At 36.0% G+C, this 14,265-nt stretch carries 15 protein-coding genes and 4 tRNA genes; 6 read left to right on the top strand and 13 right to left on the bottom strand.

The window, feature by feature from the left end:
* Positions 1–7: 7 nt before the first annotated feature.
* The 8 genes from tuf to rpsU form a co-directional block, all read right to left on the bottom strand.
* Positions 8–1,195: an elongation factor Tu gene (gene tuf / locus AC1DNH_RS14865; protein ID WP_029279334.1), complete on the bottom strand. Its 1,188-nt coding sequence runs from the start codon at positions 1,193–1,195 to the stop codon at positions 8–10.
* 125 nt (positions 1,196–1,320) lie between these two features.
* Positions 1,321–1,392: transfer RNA gene (locus AC1DNH_RS14860), tRNA-Thr, on the bottom strand.
* Positions 1,393–1,471: 79 nt separating this feature from the next.
* Positions 1,472–1,547: transfer RNA gene (locus tag AC1DNH_RS14855), tRNA-Gly, on the bottom strand.
* Positions 1,548–1,628: 81 nt separating this feature from the next.
* Positions 1,629–1,711: transfer RNA gene (locus tag AC1DNH_RS14850), tRNA-Tyr, on the bottom strand.
* Positions 1,712–1,750: 39 nt separating this feature from the next.
* A tRNA-Thr gene (locus tag AC1DNH_RS14845) sits at positions 1,751–1,823 on the bottom strand.
* A 545-nt stretch (positions 1,824–2,368) separates the two neighbouring features.
* Positions 2,369–2,716, bottom strand: coding sequence for a ribosome hibernation-promoting factor, HPF/YfiA family (gene hpf / locus AC1DNH_RS14840; RefSeq protein WP_025143266.1), 348 nt, complete (start codon positions 2,714–2,716; stop codon positions 2,369–2,371).
* Positions 2,717–2,730: 14 nt separating this feature from the next.
* The gene (locus AC1DNH_RS14835) at positions 2,731–3,609 is read right to left on the bottom strand and encodes a tyrosine-type recombinase/integrase (RefSeq protein ID WP_477625474.1); all 879 of its coding nucleotides are present in this window, start codon (positions 3,607–3,609) and stop codon (positions 2,731–2,733) included.
* 163 nt (positions 3,610–3,772) lie between these two features.
* Positions 3,773–3,967 (bottom strand): 30S ribosomal protein S21, encoded by a 195-nt coding sequence (rpsU, locus tag AC1DNH_RS14830; RefSeq protein WP_086549247.1) that lies wholly within the window; start codon positions 3,965–3,967, stop codon positions 3,773–3,775.
* Positions 3,968–4,135: 168 nt separating this feature from the next.
* Here rpsU and AC1DNH_RS14825 point away from each other — a divergent pair, with 168 nt between their 5' ends.
* Positions 4,136–4,522 carry a hypothetical protein gene (locus tag AC1DNH_RS14825; protein ID WP_029277247.1) on the top strand — a complete coding sequence of 129 codons (387 nt, stop codon included), beginning with the start codon at positions 4,136–4,138 and terminating at the stop codon, positions 4,520–4,522.
* Between the two features lie 85 nt (positions 4,523–4,607).
* On the opposite strand, the gene AC1DNH_RS14820 is transcribed toward AC1DNH_RS14825, so the two are convergent.
* The 3 genes from AC1DNH_RS14820 to AC1DNH_RS14810 all read right to left on the bottom strand — a co-directional run bounded on the left by AC1DNH_RS14820 (position 4,608) and on the right by AC1DNH_RS14810 (position 7,580).
* Positions 4,608–4,784, bottom strand: coding sequence for a DUF6496 domain-containing protein (locus tag AC1DNH_RS14820; RefSeq protein ID WP_477584846.1), 177 nt, complete (start codon positions 4,782–4,784; stop codon positions 4,608–4,610).
* Between the two features lie 213 nt (positions 4,785–4,997).
* Positions 4,998–6,149: an acyl-CoA dehydrogenase family protein gene (locus tag AC1DNH_RS14815; protein WP_230143489.1), complete on the bottom strand. Its 1,152-nt coding sequence runs from the start codon at positions 6,147–6,149 to the stop codon at positions 4,998–5,000.
* Between the two features lie 531 nt (positions 6,150–6,680).
* Positions 6,681–7,580: a ComEA family DNA-binding protein gene (locus AC1DNH_RS14810; protein ID WP_477608584.1), complete on the bottom strand. Its 900-nt coding sequence runs from the start codon at positions 7,578–7,580 to the stop codon at positions 6,681–6,683.
* Positions 7,581–7,675: 95 nt separating this feature from the next.
* Between AC1DNH_RS14810 and AC1DNH_RS14805 the strand changes: the two genes are divergently transcribed.
* The 4 genes from AC1DNH_RS14805 to AC1DNH_RS14790 all read left to right on the top strand — a co-directional run bounded on the left by AC1DNH_RS14805 (position 7,676) and on the right by AC1DNH_RS14790 (position 12,298).
* Positions 7,676–9,427, top strand: coding sequence for a lysophospholipid acyltransferase family protein (locus AC1DNH_RS14805; protein WP_477608586.1), 1,752 nt, complete (start codon positions 7,676–7,678; stop codon positions 9,425–9,427).
* Between the two features lie 339 nt (positions 9,428–9,766).
* Positions 9,767–10,573: a lysophospholipid acyltransferase family protein gene (locus AC1DNH_RS14800; RefSeq protein ID WP_477608588.1), complete on the top strand. Its 807-nt coding sequence runs from the start codon at positions 9,767–9,769 to the stop codon at positions 10,571–10,573.
* 127 nt (positions 10,574–10,700) lie between these two features.
* Positions 10,701–11,906 carry a hypothetical protein gene (locus AC1DNH_RS14795; RefSeq protein WP_477586039.1) on the top strand — a complete coding sequence of 402 codons (1,206 nt, stop codon included), beginning with the start codon at positions 10,701–10,703 and terminating at the stop codon, positions 11,904–11,906.
* A 116-nt stretch (positions 11,907–12,022) separates the two neighbouring features.
* Complete coding sequence (locus AC1DNH_RS14790) at positions 12,023–12,298, top strand: hypothetical protein (RefSeq protein WP_116250017.1); 276 nt, start codon at positions 12,023–12,025, stop codon at positions 12,296–12,298.
* Here the strand turns inward: AC1DNH_RS14790 and AC1DNH_RS14785 are convergent.
* Positions 12,295–12,447: a hypothetical protein gene (locus AC1DNH_RS14785; RefSeq protein WP_215129302.1), complete on the bottom strand. Its 153-nt coding sequence runs from the start codon at positions 12,445–12,447 to the stop codon at positions 12,295–12,297. The two genes, AC1DNH_RS14790 and AC1DNH_RS14785, sit on opposite strands and share 4 nt — an antisense overlap.
* Positions 12,448–12,595: 148 nt before the next feature.
* Between AC1DNH_RS14785 and AC1DNH_RS14780 the strand changes: the two genes are divergently transcribed.
* Complete coding sequence (locus AC1DNH_RS14780) at positions 12,596–12,901, top strand: hypothetical protein (RefSeq protein ID WP_477582993.1); 306 nt, start codon at positions 12,596–12,598, stop codon at positions 12,899–12,901.
* Positions 12,902–12,981: 80 nt separating this feature from the next.
* On the opposite strand, the gene AC1DNH_RS14775 is transcribed toward AC1DNH_RS14780, so the two are convergent.
* The gene (locus tag AC1DNH_RS14775; RefSeq protein ID WP_477625473.1) at positions 12,982–14,181 is read right to left on the bottom strand and encodes a hypothetical protein; all 1,200 of its coding nucleotides are present in this window, start codon (positions 14,179–14,181) and stop codon (positions 12,982–12,984) included.
* Between the last annotated feature and the right edge of the window lie 84 nt (positions 14,182–14,265).

Here is a 14,265-nt window from a genome sequence, read left to right as displayed (position 1 = left end):
TTTAAGATTATTTTAAAATTTCAGTTACCTGACCAGCACCTACTGTTCTACCACCTTCACGGATAGCGAAACGTAGACCTTTTTCCATTGCGATAGCGTTGATCAACTTTACAGTGATTGTAACGTTATCACCTGGCATTACCATCTCAGTACCTTCAGCTAGTGAAATCTCACCAGTAACGTCTGTAGTACGGAAATAGAATTGAGGACGGTATTTGTTGAAGAATGGAGTGTGACGACCACCTTCTGCTTTTGATAATACATAGATCTCAGCTTTGAAATCAGTGTGAGGAGTTACTGAACCTGGTTTACAGATTACCATACCACGACGGATATCAGTTTTCTCAATACCACGTAACAATAAACCTACGTTATCACCAGCTTCACCATAATCTAAGATCTTACGGAACATCTCAACACCAGTTACTGTAGATTTTAAGTTCTCAGCACCCATACCTAAGATTTCAACTGGATCTCCAGAGTTGATTACACCACGCTCGATACGACCAGTTGCTACAGTACCACGACCAGTGATCGAGAATACATCTTCAACAGGCATCAAGAATGGAAGCTCAGTTAAACGTGGAGGAATTGGAATGTAGCTATCAACAGCATCCATTAATTCCATAATTTTTGCTACCCATTTAGCATCTCCGTTCAAACCACCTAAAGCAGAACCTTGAATAACAGGAATATCATCACCAGGGAAATCGTAGAACGATAATAATTCACGAACTTCCATTTCTACTAATTCTAATAATTCAGGATCATCAACCATATCCACTTTGTTCATGAATACAACCAATGAAGGTACACCAACCTGACGAGCCAATAAGATGTGCTCACGAGTTTGTGGCATTGGACCATCAGTAGCAGCAACAACGATAATAGCACCATCCATTTGAGCCGCACCTGTAACCATGTTTTTAACATAATCCGCGTGACCTGGACAATCTACGTGTGCGTAGTGACGGTTTGCAGTTGAATACTCAACGTGCGCAGTATTAATTGTAATACCTCTTTCTTTTTCCTCAGGAGCTGAGTCAATTGAATCGAATGAACGTGCCTCAGATAAACCTGCATCAGCTAAAACTTTTGTAATAGCTGCTGTTAAAGTTGTTTTACCGTGATCGACGTGACCGATTGTACCGATGTTTAAGTGCGGTTTACTACGGTCAAATTTTTCTTTTGCCATTTTATTTATAACTAATTAGTAGGTTAACTTTTTATTAATTTTATTTATTGTTTTGATGCAATGCAACACAAAAAACCTTGTCTACCCTGCATATTAAACAGATTTAACAAAGCTTTATTATCCTGAGCCAACTATGGGAATTGAACCCATGACCTCTTCCTTACCAAGGAAGTGCTCTACCGCTGAGCTAAGTCGGCTTTTTAGTTTCCAGTTCCAGCCTTTAGTTTTAACCAAATAAAAACTGTTACCAATAACTGCCCACTTTCTAATTTTTATTGGAGCGGAAGACGAGGTTCGAACTCGCGACCTATAGCTTGGAAGGCTATCGCTCTACCAACTGAGCTACTTCCGCTTTTAAAAACTAGTGATTGATTGAATGAAAGAATGATAGAAATAATCTCTCATTAAAACATTTGGTCGTTCATTTAAAGTGTGGGGAGAGAAGGATTCGAACCTTCGAAATCTTGCGATAACAGAGTTACAGTCTGTCCCATTTGGCCGCTCTGGAATCTCCCCATTTTCTACTTTAAAATGCTAACACTTTAAAATAAAAAGAGCCTCCTATCGGAATCGAACCAATGACCTACTGATTACAAGTCAGTTGCTCTACCAGCTGAGCTAAGGAGGCTTTAAATTTTGTGCAATGATACGAAAAATCTTCATTTTTCATACTATTAACGTGTTTTTTTAAAACTTTTATCTTTTTAAAGAACAAGCCTTTTCTTCTTGGCCTAACACCGTTTCCGAAAGGGAATGCAAATATACACACTTATATTTCACTTCAAAATAAATTTGAAAAAAAATAGTGAAATTTTTAGCCCTCCCACTCAATTAAGACGATTTAAAATAATAGGTACTTCATAATCAGTCGCTTTGCTTTCGCTTAAAATCGTATTATTTTTTTAACTTTTTCGGTGTTCTAACGAATATGAATCGGTTTTTAAGTTTAATTACGCTTGCCCCCATGTCCTGGCGCTTTCCAGCTACCACTTCTTATACCCTTTAACATCACCAAATCGTTTACATCCTTATTAATTTTAAAAAAAATCAATCGATACCATTTATTAATTAATCAAAAACAATTAAAAACAACAGCAAATTCCTCACGGTAGCCCATAAAAAAGGCAACATAATGATTAATCATGTTGCCTTTTCTTAAAATAATGCTAATTTTTAGTAATCAGCAGCTTCGCTTTCGCTTAAAATTGCTTTATGCTCACTTAATTTTGCACGTGTTTTATCCTTATGTTTAGTGATCTGCTTTCTTAACGATTCAATTGCCAGATCTGTGGCTTCTTCAAATGATTTACATTGTTCTTTAGCGAAGAGGGTCCCTCCCGGCACAATGAGTTTTATCTCACTAATTTTATTGGCCTCATCCTCTACGTTTTCTAACTTTAAATACACTTCTCCGCTAATGATCTGGTCAAAAAACTGATCTAGCTTATTTGCTTTTTTTTGTATAAAATCTAACAACTTACTGTCTGCACTGAAGTGGATTGATTGAACTCCGATTTTCATTTTTCCTCCTTTTTTTATGCCTTTGGATGGGCTTGTTTATAAATTGTTTTTAATCTTTCGATCGAATTGTGGGTGTAAACCTGGGTTGCTGCTAAGCTGGCGTGACCCAAAAGTTCTTTAATTGCATTTAGATCTGCTCCTGCATTTAGCAGGCTTGTTGCATAACTGTGCCGAAGCACGTGGGGACTTTTCTTCTCATTGGTTGATACGTGGTTTAGGTATGAGGTAACAATACGGTATATTAACTTTGGATATGCCGCTGCACCTGTATTGGTAACGATTAAGATAGGCAAATTGTTATTAAAGTTTTGCAACTTTTTTAGCTCAACATAGGTATTTACCTGATTGATAAGCTGTTTATTTACAGGAATGATCCGCTCTTTATTTCTTTTACCCAATACCTTTATCGTTCCCGAATAAATATCTATATCTTTTAACTGGAGTAGTTCTGTTAAACGCATGCCGGTACCAAAAAGCAACTCGATTACCAGATGATCGCGAACAGAAGAGAAGCTTTCATTAAAATAATGCTCCGAATCCAATAGCTGATCCATCTTTTGCGAATCAACAAATACGGGTAGTCTTTTGGGTATTTTTGGTGCTTTAATTAAAACGGTAGGATTCTGATCAATCTTTCCGCTTCGCTGCAAAAATTTATAAAAACTCCTCAACGTCGAAATTTTTCTATTGATGGTCTGTTCTGATACTTTCTTCTCCATCAGATCTACCATATAGCTCCGTAGGTGAATATGCTTAACTTCTAAAAAATTTAGCTCGAACGTAATATTGACATACTCTTCAAACTGATCTAAATCTGTTTGATAAGAGGTAATGGTGTGCTGAGAATAGCGCTTCTCGTGAGTTAAATAGGTTATAAAACTTTTTAGCAACATTCAATATCTTTTTGAGGGGCATTGATATGAAGTTACAAATAGTTTTGATATAAAGAAATCATTAATTAATTGTTTATTGTAAAGTTTTTGATTTCTTTTTAAAACAAAAAAGTCCTCCCGATTTTACATCAGAAGGACTTTAACGTATTTATATCTTAAACAACTATGCAGTTGTATCTTGATTCATATTCTGAATGTAAACAGCATGTTTAATTTCAGTACGGCGAGCAACGGATTTTTTCTCGTATGCTTGGCGACTACGCAGTTCTCTCAATACACCAGTTTTTTCAAACTTTTTCTTGAAACGTTTAAGGGCTTTATCTAATGATTCGCCGTCTTTAATGTTGATAATGATCATAACGCTGAAATACCTCCTCTCGTGGTTTTTAAAATTTCCCGTGCTATCGGGGCTGCAAATGTAAGCAAAATATTGAAAATGAGAAAGGTTTTATAAAAAGAAAATTTATTTAAATCGTTGGTTAAACTAAACTGTTGTTTACCTACATTTATATATACATTATATGATATGACAACAGGCAAAAAAGTAGGCTCAATTATCGCGGTTATAGTTGTTATTTTACTAGTAGCAATTTGCTATTACCGGTATTTCTTTGTTTTTGGCGAAGGCGTTAAAGCCGGCGAATTAAATTATGTAGTAAAGAAAGGTTATCTGTTTAAAACCTACGAAGGGAAATTGATCCAGAGTGGGGTAAAATCCAGACAAGCGGGAACATTACAAAATAATGAGTTTGAGTTTTCTATTGCAAGTAAAGAAATTGCAGATAAAATGATGGCCAATAGTGGCAAATTTTACGAACTCCACTATAAGGAATATAAAAATACCCTGCCTTGGCGCGGATTTAGCGTTTATGTAGTAGACAGCATTTTAACTACTAAAGATATACCGCAATAAGCTGAAAGTCCAAAGACCAAAGCTTAAAGCGCTGTGCAGGTAGCTTAGAGTATCTATATTTGCTTTGTTCTTTCAGCTTTGGTCTTTAATCTTTTTTCCTAGGTACCTTCGCTCCTTCTTTCCTGGCTTCCGATAATCCGATAGCAATTGCCTGCTTTTTAGAAGTCACTTTTTTACCTGATCCGCTTTTAAGCTTACCTTCTTTCATTTCGTGCATGGTTTTTTCTACTTTCTCACCAGCTTTTTCTGAATACTTTGCCATATTTTTAATTCATTAGTTCAATGGTCAATAGTTCATTGGTAATTGCCCATTGGTTATTACTTTTTAGTCTTTTAATCTTAGTAAAAACACCGGCAATTGAAAGTTGGTTTTGAAAATTTTAAAACAAAAAAATCCGGAGGTGGTTAAACCGTCCGAATGCTCATAATATATTTGGTTTTTCGTTAACTAAGTTCCAGCTTTAGTCTTTTAGCTTTAAGCTAACACCTCTCTTGCGATTACAATTTTTTGTATTTCAGACGTTCCTTCGCCTATTGTACATAATTTACTGTCGCGATAAAATTTTTCTACCGGAAAATCTTTGGTATAACCATAACCGCCAAATATCTGAACAGCTTCTGTTGCTACCCTTACCGAAACCTCTGAGGCAAAGTATTTTGCCATGGCCGATTCTTTTGTCATGGGCAAATGCCTGTTCTTTAAATCTGCCGCCTGGCGGATCAATAATTCGGCTGCTTCAATTTCGGTAGCCATATCAGCCAGTTTAAAACTAATGGCCTGAAAGCTGGAGATTGGCTGACCAAACTGCTGGCGTTGTTTTGAATACGCTACCGCAGCATCAAAAGCACCTTTTGCAATACCTAAAGCCAATGCCGCAATAGAAATTCTTCCGCCATCTAACACTTTCATCGCCTGTTTAAAACCTTCGCCAACATTACCCAATAAATTAGCTTTTGGCACACGGCAGTTATCAAAAATCATTTCTGTGGTTTCTGATGCACGCATGCCTAATTTATTTTCTTTTTTGCCTGCTGTAAAACCTGGTGTACCTCGCTCTACCACAATGGCCGAAATCCCTTTCGAACTTCCCTGCTCCCCGGTTCTTACCATTACCACAGCGATATCGCCGCTTTTGCCATGGGTAATCCAGTTTTTTGCACCATTTATTATATAGTCATCGCCATCTTCAACAGCGGTGGTCATCATTCTCAACGCATCCGAACCTGTGTTTGCTTCTGTTAAACCCCAGGCACCAATCCATTCGGCCGTAGCCAGTTTTGGTAACCACCTCTGCTTCTGTTCTGCATTGGCAAAGGCCAGAATATGCCCGGTACATAAAGAATTGTGTGCAGCCAATGATAAGCCGATTGAACCACAAACCCGGGCCACTTCTACAATTACATCAACATATTCCTGATAGCCCAATCCAGAGCCTCCATATTCTTCGGGAACCAAAACACCCATTAAACCTAATTCGCCGAGCTGTTTAAACAATTCGACAGGAAAATGCTGTGCCTCATCCCATTCCATTATATGTGGACGAATGTTTTTCTCTGCAAAATCGCGGACCATGGCCTTTACACTCTGCTGAGTTTCTGTTTCTGAAAAATCGAAGCTTACGCTCATTAAATTTATATTTTAAAGTTAGTTGAGGCAATTATAAACAATTATTTGATAGTTAATTACCATTAAATATTTGTGCAATTACAGAATGAAATGGTATTCGGTTCAATTAGTTTATCGGTTAATTTTAAACCTTGAAATTAACGGAGAAAGTTTTTTTCTATTTTTCTTACAACTATAGCCAAATAAACTAATTATATGGTGTTTTTGATGAATATAGATAAAATTGAAGGAATGATAGTAGATGAATACATTCAGTTTTTCGCAAAACATTTGTTGAAAATGGATTCTCTTAAACTTTGCAGACAATTAACTCCTATACTAGCTCAGAACAGGAAATACATAATTTTTAATTTGGTTGTCTTTTTTTGGAAATCAGGTACAGAAGCGTTTGGCGTTATTCAGCCCTGCTCTCCACTTTACTCCGTTGCACTACGTGTTCGTTCCGATCAGGTTTAGGTGGCGCGGCCAGCACTATGATTTGGGGGTTGCTTTTCAAATAATATTTAAAACTTAACCTTTAAATTCAAGGTGCTAAAAAGAAATATAAGGCGTAATCTTATCAATAACCTCTTGGTTTAAAATGATGATCTTTTTTAAATCGGATGAGTTAGCATAATTGCCATGCTGCTTACGGTATTGAATAATGGCATTGATCTGCTTGTAAGAGAGGTATGGATTGCGCTTTAAATCATCAAACGTTGCTGTATTTATATTTATTGTTTTTAATGGGGCATTACTGATTTCAATCTGATCTTTAATTTCGGCATACTTATTAGAATCTAATCCATAAACTTCGAGAAGCTGCTCTTTCTTGTAAAAACCACCTAAACGTTCACGGTATTTAATAATTCTAAGCGCAAAAGTTCCGCCAATGCCTTTTATCTTATCCAGTTGTGCAGAATCGGCCTTATTAATATCGACGATTACTAAAGTTTTTTTAGCGTATTCTTTTTTATCGAAAGGTGCATATTTTCTTGAGGTATTGATGGGCTGATCGGGTATGTTAACATAGGGCAATATCTTTTTATACATTTCTGGCGAAATGGTATACATTTTCTGAAGATCTTCGGCTTTGTAAAACTTACCGCCCTTAGCGGTATAATTCATAACCGATTGTGCCTGTTTTGCTGATAAACCTAGAGTTTGCCAACCCTGTGCATCTAAAGTATTGGGATTGAATTTGAAAAGTTTAACCGTTTTTTTGGGATTCGAATTTTCAATCCGATCACGAATGGTATGGGCATATACCTGATCTGTTATGGTTATCTTCTGAATTTGTGCTAAAAGATTTGAACCATCATTTGAAAGGGGCCGATAATAGCCATATATAATAGGTGTTGCCTTAATTACAATAATAATAAAGACTAGAAATAGCAATCCATTAAATTCACTTTTGCTAACACCAAAATTTTTGTTGAGCCAAATTCTCATTGATGCGATATGACATGTGTATTATAAATATAAATCTTATTTTTGGAATTGCAAAACAGAACAGGTTTTGCCTATCAACGCCATAAGAATTTTATATGAAGATCATAACTACATCTGAGTTTGCGAAAGCAACAAAGATAGATAAGCTAGGTGTACCAGGTTTAGCGGGTTTGATGATGGAGATCATGAAACTGAACGACATTAATGATGTATTCGCTCAAAATCAACACTTTAAAGGTTTAGAGTTTGTAGATAAGATACTGGAAACCATTGGCGTTTCTATCGAATTTGACGATGATGATTTAAATTGCATTCCGAAAACAGGACCATTTATTGCCATTGCAAACCATCCTTATGGAGGTGTAGAAGGTTTGGCTTTGGTTAAACTTTTATGTACGGTTAGGCCAGATGCCAAGGTGATGGTAAACTTTATTCTGAAAAAAATACCGAACCTTGATGAGTTTTTTGTTGCTGTTAACCCTTTCGAAAACGTTCAACATACATCGAGCATCAGTGGTTTAAAAACTACTTTTGATCTGCTTAGAAACGGGGTTCCGATCGGGATTTTCCCTGCAGGAGAGGTTTCTACCTTTAAGTTGGATGCCCAACAGGTAACCGACAGGATGTGGCATCCTGTTGTTGGAAAACTGATTGCTAAAGCAAAAGTACCCGTTGTACCTATTTATTTTCACGGTAATAACGGGGTTTTCTTTAATATTTTAAGCTTCATCCACCCTACCCTGCGTACTGCAAAGTTACCTTCGGAGTTTTTAAATAAACATGGGCGCACCATTAAGGTACGGATTGGCAAACCAATAGCCGTATCTGAAATTTCGCACATGAACAGCAGCAATAAACTGATGGACTTTTTAAGGGCCCGTACATATGCACTTGGTATTGGCTTAGATACAGAGAAAAAACTCTTTAATCCACTAAACTTGTTCAAAATTAAAAAGAAACCTGTTGAGGTAATTGAAGAAACTTCGAGGCTTTTAATTAAAAATGAGGTGATACTTTTAGAAGATTTTAAAGTTTGGACGGAAAAAAATTACGAAGTATACATTGTTCCGACTTTAAAAATCCCCAATATTTTAAGAGAAATTGGCCGTTTGCGCGAAATTACTTTCCGAGAGGTTGGTGAAGGAACCAACAAAAAAATCGATCTCGACAATTACGACATCTACTATAACCACTTATTTATTTGGGATAAGGATTTAGAAAATATTGTAGGTGCTTACCGGATTGGTAAAGGTGATGAGATTTTAGAAAGCATGGGCCGCCGTGGATTCTACCTATCAGAACTGTTTAAAATGAAAGATCAATTCTACCCAATGTTGAGACAGGGAATCGAGCTGGGCAGATCGTGGATCAGAAAAGAATACCAGGGCAAACCACTTCCATTATTTTTGCTTTGGAAAGGAATTTTAAAATACCTGATCGATAACCCACAGTATCGCTACATGTTTGGACCGGTAAGTATCAGCAACAACTTCTCTAAATTTAGCAAGGCCTTAATTGTAGATTACATTACAAAAAACCATTTCGATTATGAGATGGCAAAATATGTGAAGCCAAGAAACAAGTTTAAAGCTGATCTTTTACCAATTTCTACAGATACATTGGTTGATAGCAGCGAGTCTTTTAAAGATCTGGATAGCATTATCGGCGATATCGAAAACTCGCATATTAAGATTCCGGTATTGTTGAGGCAGTATATGAACCTGAATGCGAAGATTATCTCATTTAATATCGATCCTAAATTTTCCGATTGTTTAGACGGCTTCTTAGTGGTTGATACGCATAATATTCCACCAGAAATGCTCGAAAAGCTCGGCAAGAATCTATAAACGAATTCCATAAAAAAACCCAGACATCCATCTGGGTTTTTTATTATCAACTAACCTAAACTTTATAAATACTAACCAAATATTTATGCCACAAAAGTAGGTTTACCCTGTTAAATTGGTGTTAATGAAATATTATTTATAGAATTTTCTTCCTTACAATTTCTTAATCGATTAATACGCTGTTGTTCATATTATTCCATTATCTTTAGGTACTCTGTATGAGCTATGATAAACATTCTTCTTCGTGAGAACCGAATGTTTCCCGCCCTTATATTTAGCTCAAATAAAAAATCATTTATCAAGTTGCTTCCCTAATGGAATCGATTTTGAACTATAATTATGACAGTCATTTCTAAAGAGAATTTTTCAAAGGCAACAGGCATTTGTAACATTCCAATCCCTGGCCTTGCTTCCTTTTTAATGAGGTTCTTGAAGATTAACGACTTCAATGGAATTATTAGAGATGCGAATACCTTAGAAGGAGAAAAATTTGCCAATCATATTCTGGATGTTCTGGGCGTTACCATTCAGATCACTGATGAGGATTTAGCCAACATTCCTAAAGAAGGTGCATTTATTGCGATTGCAAACCACCCCTACGGTGCTATAGAATCATTGGCATTATTAAGTACTCTTGCCAATTACCGACCTGATACGATGTTTATGGGGAATTTTCTGTTAAAAAAAATCCCAAATCTGGAGAAATGTATTATCGCGGTAAATCCGTTCGAAAAAGTTCAGGATTCATCAAGTATTAGCGGATTAAAAACAACTTTAAAAGTTTTAAAAGATGGTAGTCCTGTTGCTATTTTTCCGGCAGGCGAAGTTTCTTCTTATAAATTCAGAAAAAATCAGATTACCGACCGTGAATGGCATCCCGTGGTTGGGAAAATCATCTCAAAAGCCAATGTACCCATACTACCGGTATATTTTCATGGTAATAATGGCATCTTTTTTAGCCTGCTGAAATTTATACACCCTTCGTTACAAACAGCAAAGCTTATTTCAGAGTTATTCAACAAAAATGGTCACCAGTTAAAAATCAGTATCGGCAAACCCATTCATTTGAAAGAAATAGACTGTAAAGATTGTAATACCTCGCTTTTAAAACATTTAAGAAAAGGGCTTTATGCCCTAAAAAAGTAAGCTGATCCGGAATCATGAAAATACAATGTTAATTTCCCGTTAAGCACCAACCTTATTGTTGACATAAAGAAATTGTTGCTTTTGTGTTAATAATAAGTAAATTTAATGTAACCAAATATGGAGCGGTTTGAAAAGAGGGAGTTACATATATATTTTGAGGACCATTTTGTTCGTTTGCCTGATGATGAATGCCATCATCTCGAAGGGACAGAATTATTCTTTTGATTTTTATGATGGAACTTTCAACTTTAGTGTAGATTCTTCAGTCGTTTTTCCAATACCAAAAACAGCAACTACATCAGCCGTTTCAAACTTTTACAGCCGCATCTCTTCTGGCCAATACGCACCTCTTATCTCGTCTTTAGAAAAATACCAGAAAAAATATAATTTAAACGATTGGATTTATTATCAACTGATCCGAAAAACAGCCGAACAGATTAGTCCAAAAGCAGATAATTATTTTAGCTATACTTTATACAAATGGTTTTTACTGAGTAAATGCGGCTACGATGCAAGATTAGCTGTAGGCAATGATCAGGTTATCTTTTATGTAAGAAATGAAGAGGATATCAGCGATATTCCGTTTTTTATGATTGACGATAAAAAGTTTATGTGCTTAAATTACCACGATTATGGCAAACTGTTTAAACAGGCCGATGCTTATAAGCCTGTTAAAATTTTAATTCCAGAAGCTAAAAATCCTTTCTCTTATAAGGTTACCCGAATGCCCGATTTTAAACCAGAAAGTTATCAGGAAAAAGATATCGAATTTAGCTATCGTCAAAAAATCCATCATTTTAAGTTAAAAGTTAATGAAGATGTACAAACCATTTTCAAAAACTATCCGGTAGTCGATTTTGAGAGTTATTTTAATATCCCTTTGAGCCGGGAAACCTACAGCTCTCTTATTCCCACCTTGAAAGAAAACCTGAAAGGCATGGATCAGAAAAAAGGTGTCGATTACCTGATGAGATTTACCCGTTATGGTTTTTTATATGAAGATGACGGTGAAAATTTTGGCAAGGAAAAACGTTTCTCGCCCGAACAAACATTATTAAGTACCTACAGCGATTGCGATGACCGGGCCGCACTATTTTTCTACTTGGTAAAGGAAATATATAACCTGCCGATGATCGCCTTGCTATACCCTAAACATTTAACTATCGCTGTTCAGTTTGACAAACCAGTTGGCGAACCGATTACTTATAAGGGCAAAAAGTATTCGTACTGCGAGCCTACACCCCAGGCTCAGAATCTAAAAATCGGACAACTTTCATCAAATTTCAAGAACAGTAAATACGAAGTAGTTTATGCATATGAGCCTAAGAAATAAGCCCTTCATATTAAATTAATGTTAAAAAATCGTTATTTTATCAATAACAGGTTGATTCATTAGCTATTTAAGGTAATTTAGATTTCTCATATTGAGTTAAATCTAAAACCTTGTCTATGTCTGCTATTATCTATACCGTTTTAAAGGAGTTTTTTGTTGAGGTGAACGGTCACGCTATAAAGGCTAGAATTATGTCGCCGATTAACGATGGCAAAGTTTTCGTTTTCAAAATCAGTTCATTTTACAAAAGCAAAACCGATTCTGATGCTTATGAGCCCGCATCAACATTTACTTCTTACGCAAATGCTGAACGACATTTACTTCAATACCTGGAAGGTTTCCAGAATACCCTAGATCTTGGCGGCGATATAGCACCAGGAAGTACTTTTTAGTTGTTTTCTTTATCATCTTTCTCAGGCGGAAGTTCAGACTGGATTACCTCTTCTTCAAATTCCTTTTTGTCTTTTTGGTTTCTTTTGATCAGGTAGGCAATTAAAATAATGACCAGAACCGCAACACCGATTAATATTGGATAATTCATATTCGTTCGATTAAATTCTAACCTATGTGATTTAACCTAAGTTATGAGAAATATTTTATATGTTAAGCAGTTAGCTACGTGTTAACATAATCATAATATTAATTTAACTTTCCGATTCTCTATCTTTGGGAAAACCCATAAGTTTTAGATGAAAAAGAACAAATCCAAGTCGAAAAGTCATTCGACAAGCAAAAAACTACGCAAAGAATTAGAATCGAAATTAGCCCTTGCATTTAACGAACTTGTTATCCAGTATGGCAAAGCAAAAAAAGCCGATAAAGTAATCGAAAAATTTGCAAAGCAATTAACTAAAAAAGTTACTTTCGCCACTCAAGATGATTCTATAACGCCATATATCAAAGAAGAGGAAGTTACTCCTGCGACTCCGAAGGCAAAAGCTGCTAAACCTGCTGTAGCAAAGAAAGCAAAAGAAGAGGTTAAAGAGGCAGTATAAATACGATTATAAAATAAAGCGGGTGTTCACCATTATGATGAACACCCACTTTTTTATGCTTATTAAAGAATAGTTTGCTATTATAGATTAGCTAACAAATCTACACCATCAACAGTAGCCCATTTTCCTTTTGTTAAAGAAGCACCCGTTGCAGTAGTTGAAGTAGTCCAGTTGGTACCAAAACTTGCTGCGTTTACTGTGAAAGTTGTTGCACCTGCGATGAACAATGTAGGGGTATTAGTTATTTTTACGTTTGTTAATTTAATTTTTCCAGTTAATACCTGATCGTTATAAGTAACTAAATCTTTGATTTGAACTGCCCCACCGACAAGTGCTGTTGGAGTTGTTTGGCTATTATATCCATCAATTACGATATTGCTGTAATCGCCATTACCCTGTGCTTTAAATTGTAAAGCATCTAACTGAATTTCACTTTGTGCTTCAGTTGTGGTACCAGCAGCTCTTTTTAAAGTAATATTGGTTACTTTAGGCCAAAATGCATTGTTAACACTTTTTGCTTCTACTTCCATGCCGTAGTTAGCCACACCAGTTTGATAAGCAAACCAGTTGGTATTGTCTTGACCTCTCCAGCCATCTTGCCAATCGAAAGCATCATCAGCATTACCATAAGAAATTAAGTTTTTAGCACTTACAGTTCCACCATAAAATTCGAAACCATCATCATTTCCTTTGTAAGAAACCAGGTTTTCTAATACTGTTCCACTACCTACTGAGTAGAATGAGAAACCATTTTGTTCTTTAGAGTTGGTAGTAATTACACGACCAGCATATTCTACTCTTACATATTTTAACGAACCACCATTATGGGCAGCATTAGTACCACCGTATGGTAATAACAAACCATCCTCAGAGTTTGAAGTTTGTACCCCTGATGCCGAGTTTACAATCGGCGCATCACCATACATGATGATACCATTCCAAGAACCACCAACTTTTGATTTTTCGGTTAATACAATCGGATTATCGGCAGTACCGTTGGCAATTAGCTTACCACCATTTAATACTACTAAACCATCATCACCATCAGCTTTATCTGCGGTAAAAGTAGAACCTGCCTCGATAGTTAAAGTAACACCCGATTGAATTTTAACAATACCTTTTAACGTATAATTACCAAAAGCCAATGTTCTGTTAGCTGTAATATCGCCTGTGATTTCGCCTACTACCGGAACTTTTGTAGGGATTTCATCATCTTCGTCTTTTGAACAGCCCGTAAAAATTGTAGCTGACACAGCAATTGCATAAAGTAATTTTTTCATTTTTAATCTTTTTTAATTTTCCTTTTGATGTGTAAATTTAGTTTTCCTATGTTTTGAATACATTAACCCATGTTTAACATTACG

Source organism: Pedobacter sp. 01N310 (assembly GCF_056399805.1).
This window is presented reverse-complemented; position numbering and strand designations above follow the sequence as displayed.

Bases quoted from the DNA above. Each gene is read 5' to 3' on its own strand.
- tuf (WP_029279334.1), bottom strand. From the start codon at position 1,195: ATGGCAAAAGAAAAATTTGACCGTAGTAAACCGCACTTAAACATCGGT.
- hpf (WP_025143266.1), bottom strand. From the start codon at position 2,716: ATGAAAATCGGAGTTCAATCAATCCACTTCAGTGCAGACAGTAAGTTG.
- AC1DNH_RS14835 (WP_477625474.1), bottom strand. From the start codon at position 3,609: ATGTTGCTAAAAAGTTTTATAACCTATTTAACTCACGAGAAGCGCTAT.
- rpsU (WP_086549247.1), bottom strand. From the start codon at position 3,967: ATGATCATTATCAACATTAAAGACGGCGAATCATTAGATAAAGCCCTT.
- AC1DNH_RS14825 (WP_029277247.1), top strand. From the start codon at position 4,136: ATGACAACAGGCAAAAAAGTAGGCTCAATTATCGCGGTTATAGTTGTT.
- AC1DNH_RS14820 (WP_477584846.1), bottom strand. From the start codon at position 4,784: ATGGCAAAGTATTCAGAAAAAGCTGGTGAGAAAGTAGAAAAAACCATG.
- AC1DNH_RS14815 (WP_230143489.1), bottom strand. From the start codon at position 6,149: ATGAGCGTAAGCTTCGATTTTTCAGAAACAGAAACTCAGCAGAGTGTA.
- AC1DNH_RS14810 (WP_477608584.1), bottom strand. From the start codon at position 7,580: ATGAGAATTTGGCTCAACAAAAATTTTGGTGTTAGCAAAAGTGAATTT.
- AC1DNH_RS14805 (WP_477608586.1), top strand. From the start codon at position 7,676: ATGAAGATCATAACTACATCTGAGTTTGCGAAAGCAACAAAGATAGAT.
- AC1DNH_RS14800 (WP_477608588.1), top strand. From the start codon at position 9,767: ATGACAGTCATTTCTAAAGAGAATTTTTCAAAGGCAACAGGCATTTGT.
- AC1DNH_RS14790 (WP_116250017.1), top strand. From the start codon at position 12,023: ATGTCTGCTATTATCTATACCGTTTTAAAGGAGTTTTTTGTTGAGGTG.
- AC1DNH_RS14785 (WP_215129302.1), bottom strand. From the start codon at position 12,447: ATGAATTATCCAATATTAATCGGTGTTGCGGTTCTGGTCATTATTTTA.
- AC1DNH_RS14780 (WP_477582993.1), top strand. From the start codon at position 12,596: ATGAAAAAGAACAAATCCAAGTCGAAAAGTCATTCGACAAGCAAAAAA.
- AC1DNH_RS14775 (WP_477625473.1), bottom strand. From the start codon at position 14,181: ATGAAAAAATTACTTTATGCAATTGCTGTGTCAGCTACAATTTTTACG.